This window comes from Vibrio sp. Vb1337 (genome assembly GCF_033338715.1).
GTDB classification, from domain to species: Bacteria; Pseudomonadota; Gammaproteobacteria; order Enterobacterales; family Vibrionaceae; genus Vibrio; species Vibrio alginolyticus.
Map to the genome: position 1 here is coordinate 34964 of NZ_JAWOTD010000018.1, position 15657 is coordinate 50620.

Consider the following 15657-nt stretch of genomic DNA (forward strand, 5'->3'; position numbering starts at 1 on the left):
ATCTTTCCTTAGATCCTTTAGAAGTAACCTTGACGTTTCTTAAGCTCCATCGATCCTGACTGATCGTGGTCGATCGCTCGGCCTTGGCGCTCACTCGACGTTGCCACCAGCATTTCTTCAATAATGCCAGTTAAAGTGTTCGCTTCAGACTCGATGGCCCCGGTCAATGGATAACAACCAAGGGTACGGAAGCGCACACTCTTCTCTTCAATCACTTCACCCGGTTGAAGCTCCATACGATCATCATCAACCATGATCAGCATGCCATCGCGTTCAACAACTGGGCGTTTGTCCGCGAGGTAAAGCGGCACGATCTCGATGTTTTCTAAATAGATGTATTGCCAGATATCAAGCTCAGTCCAGTTAGACAGTGGGAATACACGAATGCTCTCACCCTTATTAACCTGACCGTTGTACGTCTTCCATAGCTCAGGACGTTGGTTTTTAGGGTCCCATGTATGGTTCTTATCGCGGAATGAATACACGCGCTCTTTCGCCCGTGATTTCTCTTCGTCGCGGCGCGCACCACCAAAGGCAGCATCAAAACCGTACTTGTTCAGCGCTTGTTTTAAGCCTTGAGTCTTCATGATGTCAGTGTGCTTAGAAGAACCATGAACAAACGGGCTACAGCCCATGGCTAGACCTTCTGGATTCTTATGTACCAAAAGCTCAAAACCGTATTTGGCCGCGGTGCGATCACGAAATTCAATCATCTCGCGGAACTTCCAATCGGTGTCAACATGCAGCAATGGAAATGGAATCTTACCTGGGTAAAAAGCTTTACGCGCAAGGTGCAGCATCACTGATGAGTCTTTACCAATCGAATACATCATGACTGGGTTATCAAACTCAGCCGCAACTTCACGGATGATGTGGATACTCTCCGCTTCGAGTTGTTTAAGGTGAGTTAAACGTTGTTGGTCCATGTTTTGTATTTCCTTTTTAAGCTTGAAGGCGCATTACGTCTCTAATCTTTGGTCTGAAATTATATGGAGTTGGCAATAGCACTTTTGTTGAATTCAGTACTAGACAAAAACCAGTCTAACTTTTGAGACAGTCGCACTACCTCTCCGACAACAATCAAAGATGGCGACTGTGCTTCCTTCGATAAATCAGAGAGTTGGGAGAGTTCTCCCGTAAATACTTTTTGTTGAATCTGCGTGCCACGCTCAATAATGGCAATCGGAGTCGACGCTGAACGACCATGCTTAATGAGTTGATTCTGAATATAGTGTGATTTCATCAGCCCCATGTAGATCACTAAAGTCTGATTCCCACGCGCCAACGTGGACCAATCCATCTCATCACTTTCTTCTTTCAAGTGGCCAGTCACAAAGATGGCCGATTGCGCATAATCACGATGAGTCAGTGGAATACCAGCATAAGCGGTTGCGCCAGCTGCTGCGGTAATGCCAGGGACAACTTGAAAACGAACGCCGGCATCAGCAAGCACTTCTAACTCTTCACCACCACGACCAAATACAAACGGATCACCACCTTTAATGCGCACTACTTTGTAGCCCTGCTTGGCAAAATCCACCAAAAGCTGATTCGTCTTCTCCTGCGGCACACTGTGATGCCCAGCTCGCTTCCCAACGCACACCAAAATCGTATCGCTTGGAATCAATGCCATGATTTCTTCAGACACCAAGTAGTCGTACAAAACCACGTCAGCTTGCTGCAAGCAGTTCAGTGCTTTCACCGTCAGAAGTTCAGGATCGCCTGGTCCTGCACCTACTAAGGCGACTTCACCAGGCTGTAGCGATTGCTTTGCAAAACGAGTAACACCAGCGACTGGGTTGTCAGAAACTAACCGGGGCTTTGGTTTAGGAAAAGAAGTGACTGAATCGTTCGTTGCCATGTGCTTGCTCATCGTCCATTGATATCGTTATGTAAGCATTATGGCGGGGCGTTTATATTACCTGAAATTCTAAAATTTCATTTTTTATTCAAAAATCTGCTAAGAAGTTTTTGTTTGGTCTCATTCAAAAGCGTGCAAAAGTCGGCGGTTAATATGAATAAGGTTCAGTAAACTGATTAATGTTCACAGTTTTCTGTATCTTTATCATCGAGTTGCACCTGTGTTTGATACATTACGCAGTACGATTTCCCCTTATCATCGAATTGGAGCACCAAATGAAAGTGGCAGTTCATCCTATTTCCCTCGCAGTATTAAGTGGCATGCTAACGCTTGCTGGCCCAGCAATGGCCGATACCATCAAGCTTCGTATTATCGAAACCACCGACATTCACACCAACGTAATGGATTACGATTACTACAAAGACCAACCATCACAGCAAATCGGTTTAAGTCGCGCAGCAACAATAGTGAAACAAGCTAAGTCCGAGGCAGAAAACTCGGTACTAGTAGATAACGGTGATTTAATTCAGGGCAGCCCAATGGGCGATTACATGGCGGCAAAGGGGATTAATCCCGGCGACGTGCACCCAGTCTACAAAGCGATGAACAAGCTAGACTACGATGTGGGCAACATTGGCAATCATGAGTTCAACTATGGCTTAGATTTCCTACAAACGACGTTGAAGGGGGCAAACTTCCCTTACATCAATGCAAACGTATTTGATAAACAAACCGGTGAGCATTACTTCAAGCCTTACCTCATCAAAACTCACACATTTAAAGACACAGACGGCGAAGCGCATCAAATAAAAGTGGGTTACATCGGCTTTGTACCACCACAAATTATGGTATGGGATAAGAAGAACTTAGAAGGCAAAGTCTTTGCTAAAGACATTAAGGAAACCGCAGAGAAACTGATTCCTCAAATGAAGAAAGAAGGCGCAGACGTGATTGTGGCGATTCCACACTCGGGCATTTCTACTGATCTATACAAACTAGGCGCTGAAAACTCTGTTTACTACCTCACAGAAGTTGAAGGTATTGATGCGATTGCTTTTGGCCACTCTCACGCCGTCTTCCCAGGGAAAGACTTCGCAAACCTACCTAGTGTTGACATAGATAAAGGGACCATCAATGGTGTAACGTCCGTGATGCCGGGCCGCTGGGGAAGTCACGTAGGTGTGATGGATTTGATGCTGAAAGAGAAAGACGGCAGATGGCAAGTCGTCGAAGGCCAAGCAGAAGCACGCCCTATCTTCGATAAAGTAAATAAGAAGTCATTAGCTAAAGCCGATGAAGATATTGTGAAAGCGTTAGAAGAAGATCACAAAGGCACTCGTGAATTTGTAAACCAACCAATCGGCAAAGCAAATGATGTCATGTACAGCTTCTTGGCATTAGTGCAGGACGACCCCACCATTCAAATCGTTAACCTTGCTCAGAAAGACTACGTAGAACGCTTTATTCAAGGCGACCCAGACCTTTCTGACATTCCAGTACTGAGTGCGGCAGCACCATTTAAAGTAGGCGGTCGTAAGAACGATCCGAATAACTTTACAGAAGTAGAATCCGGTCAGCTCACCTTCCGTAATGCGGCCGATCTTTACTTATACCCAAACACCTTGGTTGCGATGAAAGTGAAAGGTAAAGAAGTTCGCGAATGGCTAGAGTGCAGTGCGGGTCAATTCAACCACATCGACATCAACAATCCTAAACCGCAATCTTTGATTGATTGGGATAATTTCCGTACTTACAACTTCGATGTTATTGATGGGGTTAACTACCAAATCGACGTTACCCAACCGCCGAAGTACGATGCGGATTGTAAAGTGATTAATCCGGATTCTCAGCGTATTGTGAACCTGACGTTCAATGGTAAGCCTGTCAATCCGAAGCAAGATTTCATCATCGCAACCAATAACTACCGTGCTTATAGTAATACTTTCCCTGGTACAGGCCCAGATTTCATTGCATTTGACGCACCAGATGAAAACCGCTCTGTCGTCGCCACTTATATTTCTCGCGTGAGTGAAGAAAAAGGAGAAGTGACACCAAGCGCTGACAACAACTGGTCTTTCGCACCGATTAAGTCCGATAACAAGCTAGATATTCGTTTCGAAACCTCCCCTAGCGATAAAGCGGCGCAGTTCATCAAAGAGAAAGGACAATACCCAATGAAACGCGTGTCAACAGACGACATTGGTTTCGCAATTTATCAAATCGATCTGAATAAATAAGGTTGATTTGACAACAACACTAAGCGGCTCTCATGAGCCGCTTTTTTGTTATCAATAAAACCCGTTAAAATAAAGAAAACCGTTTCTGAGTTATCACATGCACAGCGATCTTTTTTCAGACTTAGTCAAACATGGCTTTTTAGAGACAGAAGCAAACCAACTTATTGAAAATGGTGAGTTGCTCGAACTGCCTACACGCCACATTCTTAATCACCAAGGGGAGTTTAGCTCACACCTTTACTTCATCATTGAGGGGTTATGCCACGCAAGCTATCTTACTGAGCACGGCAAAGAATTCAGTAAAGAATTTTATTGGGAGAAGGACTGGGTTATCGGGTTTGAGAGCATAATAAAGGACCAACCTTCGCCTTACTTATTGGAAACGCTGAGCGCTTGTCAGCTATTTTGCTTGCCAATTGAAACGTTGCATCACTGGCGAGCAGAAAAGCACGCCATTTACTTAAAGCTACTCGAAAACCAACTGATTAATAAAGAGAACAAAGAACGCTTTATGTTGCTCTACTCTCCAGAAGAACGATATCAATTATTTTGCGCTCATTACCCAGATTTAAAGCAACGTATTACCGATAGTCAAATTGCGGCCTACCTGGGCATTACGCCAATCAGTTTGAGCCGAATCAAAGCGCGCTTAACCAAAGATCACACTCTCAAATAAACTCAAAAAAGAAAAAAGCTCTTCAAACGAAGAGCTTTTTCTCTGCTATTTGAGCTATTTAAGAATTCGCGCCCGGAATTGGCGCCCTTTCATCTTGCCGTTACTAATGGTCTGTAGAGCCTTTTTAGCCACAGACTTTTCGACGGCAACATAAGCGCGTACAGGGAACAGGTGAATCTTTCCGACTTGAGAGCCTGGAATACCATTTTTTCCTGTCAAACAACCTAAAATATCACCCGGTCGTACTTTCTGTTTCTTACCGCCATCAATGTTAATCGTAACCATCTTCGCTTGGTATGGCTGCTGATTTGATTTGGCAGGCAATGTTGCTGGTACCACGTCCATCTCTAGGTATTCTTCAATACGAGCTACACGTAAACCGTCTTTCTCACCAAAAAAGCTGAACGCTAAACCTTTACTACCCGCACGACCTGTACGACCAATACGGTGCACATGAACCTCAGGATCGCGCGATAGCTCAAAGTTAAAGACAGCATCAAGATTATCAACGTCCAAACCACGCGCTGCAACGTCTGTTGCAACAAGGATAGACACACTCTTGTTAGCAAACTGCACCAATGCTTGGTCGCGTTCACGCTGCTCTAAGTCCCCATGGATATCGATAACGCTGAATCCTTTGTGATGCAACTCATCTGCGACACTTTGCACTTCTTTTTTGGTATTACAAAAAACCACCGCGGACTCTGGCTGGTGAGTCAGCAGCAAATTCGCCAATGCTTCATCACGTGCTTCCGAGCCTTCAACTTTATAGAAGTACTGCGCAATGCTTGAGGTATCATGCGTCGATTCCACCTTAATCACTTCCGGTGTCTGCATTATACGCTGCGCAGTTTGCTCAATTTTTTCTGGAAAAGTAGCACTGAAAAGTAGAGTTTGACGCTGCTTTGGCGCTGCATCGATGATTGCATCTAATGCGTCTTGGAACCCCATGTCCAACATGCGATCAGCTTCATCTAGCACCAAGGTATTCAGTTCGCTAAGATCAATTCGGCCTTTTTCAAGGTGATCCAAAATACGACCAGGAGTACCAACTAGGATATGCGCACCATGCTCCAGCGAACCAATTTGTGGCCCCATAGGCATCCCACCGCAGAGAGTAAGCACTTTAATATTATGAATGCCGCGACCTAAAGTACGAATTTCCTTCGCTACTTGGTCTGCAAGCTCACGCGTTGGACACAATACTAATGACTGGACACGAAAGCGTTTGACGTTGAGGTTCGATAAAACCCCTAAACCAAATGCAGCGGTTTTACCTGAGCCCGTTTTACCCTGCCCGATGACATCACGATGTTTTAGGATTGCAGGCAAGCTCAAAGCTTGAATTGGCGTCATGTGGGTATAGTTCAGGGAATCAAGTGTGGCAAGTAACGCTGGGTTAAGCCCTACTTGATCGAATGTTTGTTTGCTCACGGGGATATCCTCAGGTGAGATGGAAAGAGGGCACATTATCACCAGATTTGGTGGGAAAACCAGTGCTAATTAACCTTTGTTAATGAGTATGAGCTCAAAACAAAGTAAAGTCAGTCACTCTATTCTCATTACGGATGACAACATGCTCACTTGGATTACTTTGCCCTTTGCTCAGCTAACAACCACACAGCTGTATGAAATGATGAAATTGCGTGTGGATGTATTCGTTGTTGAACAAACCTGCCCTTATCCTGAACTTGATGGTAAGGACACACTCGAAGGCGTTTATCATCTAATAGGCTATCACGGTGATGAACTGGTTGCTTGCGCACGATTACTGCCCGCAGGCACTACGTATGACAATGTGAGTATTGGTCGAGTGGTGACAAAGCAGACCGCGCGAGGCGGTGGCTTAGGTCATAAGTTATTGGACAAGGCATTGGCACAATGCGAAACATTATGGCCAGGGCAGACAATAGATATAGGTGCTCAAGAACACCTCATCCAGTTTTATGCAAGTCATGGATTCAAGGTTATCTCAGAGTGCTACCTTGAAGATGGTATCCCTCATGTGGATATGCGGAAAGAATCCGTAGCGCTATAAGTTTCAATTCGATTGGTTACTATGAAAACTAATCGAATTAAAAAACTAACTAAAAAGACGCGATATATTCGCGTCTTTTCATTTGAAGCGTTTACTTGTTACGCCCAAAGGTCCCATCCGACAAACGGAAAAACATAACGGACCGCCCGCTTTTTTCCAGCTGTAGCATATCTAACTCGCCTTCGTCACTAAGCTTAAAGCGAATCAACTGTCCCTGCTTTATTTGGCTTAGCGGCTTATCACTGCCTTCTATTTTGACCAGAGCGCTAAGATCCGCCATAGAGAGCTGATTACTTCTGAAAACCTGCGCTAATGTATCACCATTTTTAACCGTGTACTCTTTCCAGTCTTCAGATTTCGGTCCAGAGTTCTGAGAGGTTCTCTGCTGGCTTAAACTCTGCGCGTTCAGCTCAATCGCTACGCGTTGATGATCGACCTCAGTCTGCTCAACTGGTTGATCTGTTTTATTTGGCAAAGGAATAACAAGGAGTACCAGAATCAATGGCACTAAGACCATCAAAGCACGCTGATGAAATTTAGGCAGACGCAACCAAAACTGCTTAACAGGCTGTATACGCTCCAACCATTGCTCTTTGTTGAACGGCTGCTTCCAGTCGATAGCAGCGAATTTTTGTTTAACCAATTCGACATAGTCGACTTGCTGCTTTTTCTTTCTGCGACGATTCATTGTAATGAGTCCCTTAATACTTCTACGGTCAGTATAAAAATACCGACGCGGAGAGTATATGTTTTTCACCAAACTAAAATGGAATTGGGATTAAATTAGCAGAAATTTCACTTGGAGTAAGAGATAAGTCACAACCTGGCCGCCTCAATTAAGCATTCAGTCGCAATCATTTAAACCTAAGCTCGAAACTGATATCCTGTTACCTTTATCACTCCTAATAAGAGCGACATTCATGTCTGAAATTAAATTTGAAACTGCAGAACAAAAAGCAAGCTACGGCATTGGTCTGCAAATGGGTCAGCAACTTGCAGGCTCTGGTCTTGAAGGTCTTAGCGTTGATGCTATCGCAGCGGGTATTGCAACAGCACTAACTGGTGACATGCCATCAATCGAAATTGATGAAATCAACAAAGCACTACAAGAACTTCACACTCGTGCAGAAACAGCTCGCCAAGAAGCAGCAAAAATTGCGGCAGCAGAAGGCGAAGCGTTCCTAAAAGACAACGCTCTACGACCTGAAGTTAACGTTCTAGACTCTGGTCTTCAGTACGAAATCATTTCTGAAGGTACTGGTGCAGTTCCTACAGCAGAAAGCTCAGTTCGCGTTCACTACCACGGTGAGCTAACTGACGGTACTGTATTCGATAGCTCTGTATCTCGCGGTCAACCTGCTGAATTCCCTGTTACAGGTGTAATCAAAGGTTGGGTAGAGGCACTACAACTAATGCCTGTTGGCTCTAAGTGGAAGCTATACGTACCACAAGATCTTGCGTACGGTGAGCGTGGCGCTGGTGCGGCTATCCCTCCATTTGCAGCTTTAGTTTTCGAAGTAGAACTATTAGATATTATCTAATTGAAACCATTTTCAATTATGATTAAATAAAACGGCGCACTAGCGCCGTTTTTTTGTCTAAACTGAATAAACTTTCTCACCTCTGAACCTTTCACTCTGATAGCCTTTAAAAATAAAATCACTTTTAAAAAACGCTCAACCTTTGGAGGTACTATGCGTAAAACACTCCTAACTCTAGCACTCCTATCAATCAACATTGGTAGTGCGCACGCATTCTTAGATTCAGTCACTCAAAAAAGTAAAGAAAGTGGCCTGATGGACATGGTCGGCAGCAGCTTGAACACCGAGTCGTCTCCATTAACAGACATGCTAACTAGCCAATTACCAGTATCCACTGAGCAAGCAGCCGGAGGCAGTGGTGCACTACTCGCTTTGGCTCAAAGCCAGCTTTCGCAAGAAAATAGTAGTGAATTACAGTCTTTGATTCCTGGACTTTCAAACTTGCAAGGAGCACAAAGCTTACTAGGAAATATTGAGAATATCAGTGCAGTAAAAAGTGCATTCGATACGTTAGGTTTAGACCCATCTATGATCAGTCAGTTTGCTCCAGTAATCTTGGATTACTTGAACAAGCAAGGCGCTAGCGAAGGGCTTCTAAGTTCGTTGGGCGGGTTGTGGAATACTAGTAAATAAGCGTAAGTGATAATCACTTTTTAAATTGCCAGTCTGCATCGGTTGAAATAAATGCAGGCTGGATATAAAGGTTTACTGAATTACAGATACAAAAAAGCCGAGCTAATGCTCGGCTTTCTCGTTCTTACGAACTGATTACTCAGCAGCTTCTTCAGCAGCTGGGCGATCTACAAGCTCAATGTAAGCCATTGGAGCTTTATCACCAGCACGGAAGCCAGCTTTTAGGATACGAGTGTAACCGCCCTGACGAGCAGCAAAACGTGGACCTAGTTCGTTAAATAGTTTTGCAACTACTTCGTTGTCACGAGTACGTGCAAATGCTAGACGACGGTTAGCAACACTGTCAGTCTTAGCTAGTGTAATCAAAGGCTCAACTACGCGACGTAGCTCTTTTGCTTTTGGCAAAGTAGTCTTGATAACTTCATGACGTACTAGAGAGCTAGCCATGTTGCTGAACATCGCTTTGCGATGTGAGCTGTTGCGGTTGAGTTGACGACCACTCTTACGATGGCGCATGACCTAATCCTTCTAACTAGTATCGATTAATCTTCAGCGATTGATGCAGGTGGCCAGTTTTCTAGGCGCATGCCCAGAGACAGACCACGTGACGCAAGTACGTCTTTAATCTCAGTAAGAGATTTTTTACCAAGGTTAGGCGTTTTAAGTAGCTCAACCTCAGTACGTTGTACTAGATCACCGATGTAGTGAATCGCTTCTGCTTTCAGACAGTTAGCAGAGCGAACTGTTAGTTCAAGATCGTCTACAGGACGCAGTAGGATCGGATCGAATTCTGGCTTCTCTTCCTTCTCCTCAGGAACTCGTACATCACGAAGATCTACGAATGCATCCAATTGTTCAGCTAGGATTGTAGCTGCACGACGGATTGCTTCCTCAGGTTCTAGAGTACCGTTTGTTTCCATATCGATAACAAGCTTGTCTAGATCAGTACGCTGTTCTACACGAGCTGCTTCTACAGCGTAGGCAATTTTGTCTACTGGGCTGTAAGTAGCATCTACTAGTAGACGACCGATAGGACGCTCGTCTTCTTCGTTATGGATACGCGCAGAAGCTGGAACATAACCACGACCACGTTCAACTTTGATACGCATTGCGATCTCAGCGTTGTCATCCGTTAGGTGACAAATTACGTGTTCAGGGTTAGCGATCTCTACATCACCATCATGGGTGATGTCACCTGCAACCACAGGGCCCGAGCCTGATTTGTTCAAAGTAATGAACACTTCATCTTTGCCTTCGGCAACGCGCACAGCCAAACCTTTAAGGTTTAGAAGAATTTCAAGAATATCTTCTTGAACGCCTTCTTTCGTGCTGTACTCATGAAGTACGCCTTCAATTTCTACTTCTGTTACAGCACAACCTGGCATAGAAGATAGAAGGATGCGGCGAAGTGCATTACCCAGAGTATGACCAAAGCCACGCTCTAATGGCTCAAGAGTTACTTTTGCGTGAGTCGAGCTGATTTGTTCGATGTCAACTAGACGTGGCTTAAGAAATTCTGTTACAGAACCCTGCATTGTGTCCTCTCTTTAGTTTAAACCTTACTTAGAGTAAAGCTCGACGATCAATTGTTCGTTGATGTCAGCTGATAGATCAGAACGCTCAGGCATACGCTTGAATGTACCTTCCATCTTGCCACCATCTACTTCAATCCAAGTTGGTTTTTCACGTTGTTCAGCAACTTCTAGAGCTGCTTTGATACGAGCTTGCTGTTTAGCTTTCTCGCGAATAGAAACAACGTCATTAGCCGCTACTTTGAAAGAAGGAACGTTTACAACTTTACCGTTTACTAGGATAGCTTTGTGGCTAACTAGCTGACGTGCTTCTGCGCGAGTTGCGCCAAAGCCCATGCGGTAAACTACGTTATCAAGACGACCTTCAAGAAGCTGAAGTAGGTTTTCACCAGTGTTGCCTTTTAGGCGAGCAGCTTCTTTGTAGTAGTTACGGAATTGTTTTTCTAGAACGCCGTACATACGACGTACTTTTTGCTTCTCACGAAGCTGAACGCCATACTCAGATAGACGACCGCGACGAGCGCCGTGTACACCTGGTGCGTTATCAATTTTACACTTGGTATCGATCGCGCGAACACCAGACTTAAGGAATAAGTCAGTGCCTTCACGACGGCTAAGCTTCAGCTTAGGACCCAAATATCTTGCCATGATTCTTCTCCAATTGTCCTAGAAACGTTATACGCGACGTTTCTTAGGTGGACGACAACCGTTATGAGGGATTGGTGTAGCATCAACGATGTTTGTGATGCGGAAACCAGCGGCGTTTAGTGCACGAACAGTAGATTCGCGACCTGGACCAGGACCCTTAACCATAACTTCCAAGTTCTTTAGGCCGTATTCTTTAGCCATTTCAGCACAACGCTCAGCAGCAACCTGTGCAGCGAACGGAGTAGACTTACGAGAACCACGGAAACCAGAACCACCTGCAGTAGCCCATGCAAGAGCGTTACCTTGACGGTCAGTAATGGTTACGATTGTGTTATTGAAAGAAGCATGGATGTGCGCAACGCCATCTGCAACTTGCTTGCGTACGCGCTTACGAGCGCGAGTTGGTTGTTTAGCCATTGTACTCTACCTTCCCGATTATTTCTTGATCGGCTTACGCGGACCCTTACGGGTGCGAGCGTTGGTTTTAGTACGCTGTCCACGTAGTGGTAGACTGCGACGATGACGAAGACCACGGTAACAGCCAAGGTCCATAAGACGCTTGATGTTCATAGATACTTCACGACGTAGATCACCTTCTACAGTGTACTTAGCTACACCATCACGCAGTTGATCGATCTGCTCTTCAGTTAGTTCACTGATCTTAACATTTTCAGCAATACCCACTTCAGCTAGGATAGCTTGAGAGCGAGTTTTACCGATGCCGTAGATCGCTGTTAGAGCGATTACTGCATGTTTCTGATCAGGAATGTTAATGCCTGCTATACGGGCCATTATTCACTCCTAAGTGTTTCTATAAAAGAATTAGCCGCAGCAAAGCCCGTTATGGATACGCTGCGGAATACTACTTCTTTTGCACGCAAAAGGTAGGCCGAGGAATATACTCGACCCAACCTTCATTTTCAAGTAAAAATTTCTGCTAATTAGCCTTGGCGCTGTTTGTGCTTTGGCTCACTGCAAATCACGCGAACGACACCGTTACGCTTGATTACTTTACAGTTACGGCAGATTTTTTTAACGGAAGCACGAACTTTCATTGCTAAACTCCGTAAATGAAACTGAGTCTACCGCCGGATTAACGGCCGTAGCCTTTCAGATTCGCTTTCTTCAACACAGAATCATACTGTTGAGACATCAGATGAGTCTGTACCTGTGCCATAAAGTCCATAATTACAACAACTACGATTAGTAGCGATGTACCGCCGAAGTAGAAACGTACGTTCCACGCGACCATCATGAACTCGGGAATCAGACAGATAAAGGTAATGTACAGTGCACCAGCAAGGGTTAAACGTGTCATTACTTTATCAATGTATTTCGCTGTCTGCTCACCTGGGCGGATACCGGGTACGAATGCACCAGACTTCTTCAAGTTATCTGCTGTTTCACGCGGGTTGAAAACCAACGCCGTGTAGAAGAAACAGAAGAAGATAATTGCTGCTGCATAAAGCATTACATACAACGGTTGACCTGGGCTAAGAGCCAAAGACACGTCAGTTAACCAACCGAACGCGCTGCTCTCACCGTTTTGACCAAACCACTGAGCCAATGTTCCTGGGAACAAGATAATACTTGATGCAAAAATCGCTGGAATTACACCTGCCATGTTAATTTTAAGAGGCAAATGCGAGCTTTGCGCAGCAAATACTTTACGACCTTGTTGACGTTTCGCATAGTTAACGACGATTCGGCGTTGACCACGTTCCATGAAAACAACGAAGTAAATTACTGCAAAAGCTAATACCGCGATTAGCAACAGAAGAAGTACATGCAATTCACCTTGACGCGCTTGCTCGATTGTTTGACCGATTGCAGAAGGCAATCCAGCAACAATACCTGCAAAAATCAGTATCGAAATACCGTTACCAATTCCGCGCTCTGTAATTTGTTCACCTAACCACATCAAGAACATGGTACCGGTTACTAAACTTACGGTAGCAATTAGCGTAAACATGGTTTGGTTGATAACAACCAGATTGTCGACCATGTTTGGTAGGCCAGTTGCAATACCTATAGCTTGGAAGGTTGCAAGTACAAGCGTGCCGTAGCGTGTGTATTGGCTTATCTTACGACGGCCTGCTTCACCCTCTTTTTTGAGTTCAGCTAACGCTGGATGAACTACAGTTAGCAATTGGACAACAATAGATGCCGAAATATACGGCATGATGCCCAATGCTAATATAGATGCACGCTCAAGAGCACCACCGGAGAACATGTTAAACATTTCAACGATGGTACCTTTTTGCTGTTCGAACAAATCGGCAAGTACAGCAGCGTCAATACCAGGAATCGGCACAAAAGAGCCGGCTCGGAATACTAAAAGTGCACCAATTACGAATAACAAGCGCGACTTTAGTTCACTTAAGCCGCTCTGAGCACTACGAAAATCTTGTCCTGGTTTCTTAGCCATCTGTACCTCGTTCCTCGAGATTATTCCTCGATTTTACCGCCTGCAGCTTCGATTGCAGCTTTAGCGCCTTTAGTCACACGTAGACCTTTAACAGTCACTGCTTTGTTGATTTCACCAGAAAGAACAACTTTTACAAATTCGATGTTCTTAGTGATGATGTTAGCAGCTTTAAGACTGTTTAGATCAACTACGTCACCAGAAACTTTCGCTAGCTCAGCTAGACGAACTTCAGCAGACACTAGGCTCTTACGAGAAGTGAAACCGAATTTTGGTAGACGTTGTTTCAGAGGCATCTGACCGCCTTCGAAACCTGGACGAACACTGCCGCCAGAACGTGATTTTTGACCTTTGTGACCACGGCCACCAGTTTTACCTAGGCCTGAACCGATACCACGACCTACTCGCTTCGCAGAAGTTTTCGCGCCAGCAGCCGGTGCTAGAGTATTCAAACGCATTCTGATTACTCCTCAACTTTAACCATGTAGTAAACCTTGTTGATCATACCGCGAATACACGGAGTATCTTCAAGTTCTACTGTGTGGTTGATTTTACGAAGACCTAGACCGCGCAAAGTAGCTTTGTGCTTTGGCAGACGACCAATTGAGCTTTTAGTTTGAGTTACTTTAATAGTTGCCATGGTGTTCTTACTCCGAAATAGATTCAACAGTTAGACCACGTTTAGCAGCAACCATTTCTGGTGACTTCATGCTACCTAGTGCATCGATCGTTGCACGAACGATGTTGATAGGGTTCGTAGAACCGTACGCTTTAGATAGTACGTTGTGTACACCAGCAACTTCTAGTACTGCACGCATCGCACCACCTGCGATAACACCAGTACCTTCTGCAGCAGGCTGCATGTAAACTTTAGAGCCCGAATGGCGACCTTTCACTGGGTGGTGAAGAGTGCCTTCGTTTAGAGCGATCGTAGTCATGTTACGACGCGCTTTTTCCATTGCTTTTTGAATCGCTGCAGGTACTTCACGAGCTTTGCCGTAACCGAAACCTACACGACCGTTACCGTCACCAACTACTGTTAGTGCAGTGAAGCTCATGATTCGACCACCTTTAACCGTTTTAGAAACACGGTTAACTGCGATTAGCTTTTCTTGCAAATCATTCGCTTGAACTTGTTGTTCTTTAGCCATCTTCCAACCCTACCTTAGAATTTCAGACCAGCTTCGCGAGCAGATTCTGCTAGCGCCGCTACTCGACCGTGGTATTGGAAACCAGAACGATCAAATGCAACTGCAGTTACGCCCTTCTCTAGAGCGCGCTCAGCAATAGCTTTACCCACTGCTTTAGCTGCATCAACGTTACCAGTGTATTTCACTTGCTCACGGATCGCTTTTTCTACAGTAGAAGCTGCTGCGATAACCTCAGAGCCGTTAGCCGCGATAACCTGTGCGTACACGTGACGAGGAGTACGGTGTACAACTAGGCGAGTCGCACCCAGTTCTGCAATCTTACGACGTGCACGTGTAGCACGACGGATGCGAGATGCTTTCTTATCCATAGTGTTACCTTACTTCTTCTTAGCTTCTTTAGTACGCACATTTTCATCTGCGTAACGAACACCTTTGCCTTTGTATGGCTCAGGCTCACGGTAAGAACGAATGTCAGCCGCAACTTGACCAACTAGTTGCTTGTCAGCACCAGTGATCACGATTTCAGTTTGGCTTGGACATTCAGCTTTAATACCCGCTGGCAACTCGTGCTCAACTGGGTGTGAGAAGCCTAGTGTTAGACCTACAGCGTTGCCTTTGATAGCAGCACGGTAACCTACACCTTTAAGAGTTAGCTTCTTAGTAAAGCCTTCAGTAACACCAACAACCATGTTGTTAACTAGAGCGCGAGCAGTACCTGCTTGAGCCCATGCGTTAGCAACACCTTCTTTAGGACCGAAAGTCAGGTTATTTTCTTCCTGAGCGATTACAACTGCGTTGTTAAGAACGCGAGTTAGTTCGCCTTTCGCACCTTTTACAGTGATTTCTTGGCCGTTTAGTTTCACCTCTACGCCAGCTGGAATAGCGACAGGTGCTTTTGCAACACGAGACATAGTC

Annotated in this window: 21 protein-coding genes; 5 read left to right on the forward strand and 16 right to left on the reverse strand. The window is 45.0% G+C overall.

Features of this window, described 5'->3' with window-relative positions; all coding sequences use genetic code 11:
• Positions 1–17: 17 nt before the first annotated feature.
• Both cysD and cobA read right to left on the reverse strand, forming a co-directional pair.
• Positions 18–926: a sulfate adenylyltransferase subunit CysD gene (cysD, locus tag R7E42_RS18100; protein ID WP_005379592.1), complete on the reverse strand. Its 909-nt coding sequence runs from the start codon at positions 924–926 to the stop codon at positions 18–20.
• Positions 927–985: 59 nt separating this feature from the next.
• Positions 986–1861 (reverse strand): uroporphyrinogen-III C-methyltransferase, encoded by an 876-nt coding sequence (gene cobA, locus R7E42_RS18105; protein WP_031780800.1) that lies wholly within the window; start codon positions 1859–1861, stop codon positions 986–988.
• A gap of 275 nt (positions 1862–2136) precedes the next feature.
• Between cobA and cpdB the strand changes: the two genes are divergently transcribed.
• Entirely contained in the window at positions 2137–4098 is a 1962-nt protein-coding gene (cpdB, locus tag R7E42_RS18110) for a 2',3'-cyclic-nucleotide 2'-phosphodiesterase (RefSeq protein WP_318072896.1), read from the forward strand.
• 97 nt (positions 4099–4195) lie between these two features.
• Positions 4196–4774 carry a Crp/Fnr family transcriptional regulator gene (locus tag R7E42_RS18115; RefSeq protein ID WP_213871821.1) on the forward strand — a complete coding sequence of 193 codons (579 nt, stop codon included), beginning with the start codon at positions 4196–4198 and terminating at the stop codon, positions 4772–4774.
• Between the two features lie 54 nt (positions 4775–4828).
• Here the strand turns inward: R7E42_RS18115 and dbpA are convergent, their stop codons facing one another.
• Complete coding sequence (dbpA, locus tag R7E42_RS18120) at positions 4829–6208, reverse strand: ATP-dependent RNA helicase DbpA (protein ID WP_318072897.1); 1380 nt, start codon at positions 6206–6208, stop codon at positions 4829–4831.
• 142 nt (positions 6209–6350) lie between these two features.
• Between dbpA and R7E42_RS18125 the strand changes: the two genes are divergently transcribed.
• Positions 6351–6812 carry a GNAT family N-acetyltransferase gene (locus R7E42_RS18125; RefSeq protein ID WP_017820295.1) on the forward strand — a complete coding sequence of 154 codons (462 nt, stop codon included), beginning with the start codon at positions 6351–6353 and terminating at the stop codon, positions 6810–6812.
• Positions 6813–6903: 91 nt separating this feature from the next.
• Here R7E42_RS18125 and R7E42_RS18130 read toward each other — a convergent pair whose 3' ends face one another.
• Positions 6904–7500, reverse strand: coding sequence for a LysM-like peptidoglycan-binding domain-containing protein (locus R7E42_RS18130; protein WP_017820296.1), 597 nt, complete (start codon positions 7498–7500; stop codon positions 6904–6906).
• Positions 7501–7732: 232 nt separating this feature from the next.
• On the opposite strand from R7E42_RS18130, the gene R7E42_RS18135 reads away from it, so the two are divergent.
• Entirely contained in the window at positions 7733–8353 is a 621-nt protein-coding gene (locus R7E42_RS18135; RefSeq protein ID WP_005383137.1) for an FKBP-type peptidyl-prolyl cis-trans isomerase, read from the forward strand.
• A 153-nt stretch (positions 8354–8506) separates the two neighbouring features.
• Positions 8507–8986 carry a DUF2780 domain-containing protein gene (locus R7E42_RS18140; protein WP_017820297.1) on the forward strand — a complete coding sequence of 160 codons (480 nt, stop codon included), beginning with the start codon at positions 8507–8509 and terminating at the stop codon, positions 8984–8986.
• A 135-nt stretch (positions 8987–9121) separates the two neighbouring features.
• Here R7E42_RS18140 and rplQ read toward each other — a convergent pair whose 3' ends face one another.
• The 12 genes from rplQ to rplF form a co-directional block, all read right to left on the reverse strand.
• The gene (gene rplQ / locus R7E42_RS18145; RefSeq protein WP_005383141.1) at positions 9122–9502 is read right to left on the reverse strand and encodes a 50S ribosomal protein L17; all 381 of its coding nucleotides are present in this window, start codon (positions 9500–9502) and stop codon (positions 9122–9124) included.
• 26 nt (positions 9503–9528) lie between these two features.
• Positions 9529–10521 carry a DNA-directed RNA polymerase subunit alpha gene (locus R7E42_RS18150; protein ID WP_005383143.1) on the reverse strand — a complete coding sequence of 331 codons (993 nt, stop codon included), beginning with the start codon at positions 10519–10521 and terminating at the stop codon, positions 9529–9531.
• Positions 10522–10545: 24 nt separating this feature from the next.
• Entirely contained in the window at positions 10546–11166 is a 621-nt protein-coding gene (gene rpsD / locus R7E42_RS18155; protein WP_005383146.1) for a 30S ribosomal protein S4, read from the reverse strand.
• A gap of 27 nt (positions 11167–11193) precedes the next feature.
• Entirely contained in the window at positions 11194–11583 is a 390-nt protein-coding gene (rpsK, locus tag R7E42_RS18160) for a 30S ribosomal protein S11 (protein WP_001118870.1), read from the reverse strand.
• Between the two features lie 18 nt (positions 11584–11601).
• On the reverse strand, positions 11602–11958 hold the full coding sequence (gene rpsM / locus R7E42_RS18165; RefSeq protein WP_005383154.1) for a 30S ribosomal protein S13: 357 nt from the start codon (positions 11956–11958) through the stop codon (positions 11602–11604).
• A 149-nt stretch (positions 11959–12107) separates the two neighbouring features.
• Entirely contained in the window at positions 12108–12221 is a 114-nt protein-coding gene (rpmJ, locus tag R7E42_RS18170) for a 50S ribosomal protein L36 (protein WP_000868186.1), read from the reverse strand.
• 38 nt (positions 12222–12259) lie between these two features.
• A complete protein-coding gene (secY, locus tag R7E42_RS18175) occupies positions 12260–13594 on the reverse strand; it encodes a preprotein translocase subunit SecY (protein WP_005379562.1) in 1335 nt (444 codons plus the stop codon).
• A 20-nt stretch (positions 13595–13614) separates the two neighbouring features.
• The gene (gene rplO / locus R7E42_RS18180) at positions 13615–14049 is read right to left on the reverse strand and encodes a 50S ribosomal protein L15 (protein ID WP_005383155.1); all 435 of its coding nucleotides are present in this window, start codon (positions 14047–14049) and stop codon (positions 13615–13617) included.
• A 5-nt stretch (positions 14050–14054) separates the two neighbouring features.
• Positions 14055–14231 carry a 50S ribosomal protein L30 gene (gene rpmD, locus R7E42_RS18185; protein WP_005379565.1) on the reverse strand — a complete coding sequence of 59 codons (177 nt, stop codon included), beginning with the start codon at positions 14229–14231 and terminating at the stop codon, positions 14055–14057.
• Positions 14232–14238: 7 nt separating this feature from the next.
• Positions 14239–14742, reverse strand: a complete 504-nt coding sequence (gene rpsE, locus R7E42_RS18190; RefSeq protein ID WP_004745894.1) for a 30S ribosomal protein S5 — start codon at positions 14740–14742, stop codon at positions 14239–14241.
• Positions 14743–14756: 14 nt separating this feature from the next.
• Positions 14757–15110: a 50S ribosomal protein L18 gene (gene rplR, locus R7E42_RS18195; protein ID WP_005379568.1), complete on the reverse strand. Its 354-nt coding sequence runs from the start codon at positions 15108–15110 to the stop codon at positions 14757–14759.
• 9 nt (positions 15111–15119) lie between these two features.
• Positions 15120–15653 (reverse strand): 50S ribosomal protein L6, encoded by a 534-nt coding sequence (rplF, locus tag R7E42_RS18200; protein WP_005379570.1) that lies wholly within the window; start codon positions 15651–15653, stop codon positions 15120–15122.
• Positions 15654–15657 lie beyond the last annotated feature (4 nt).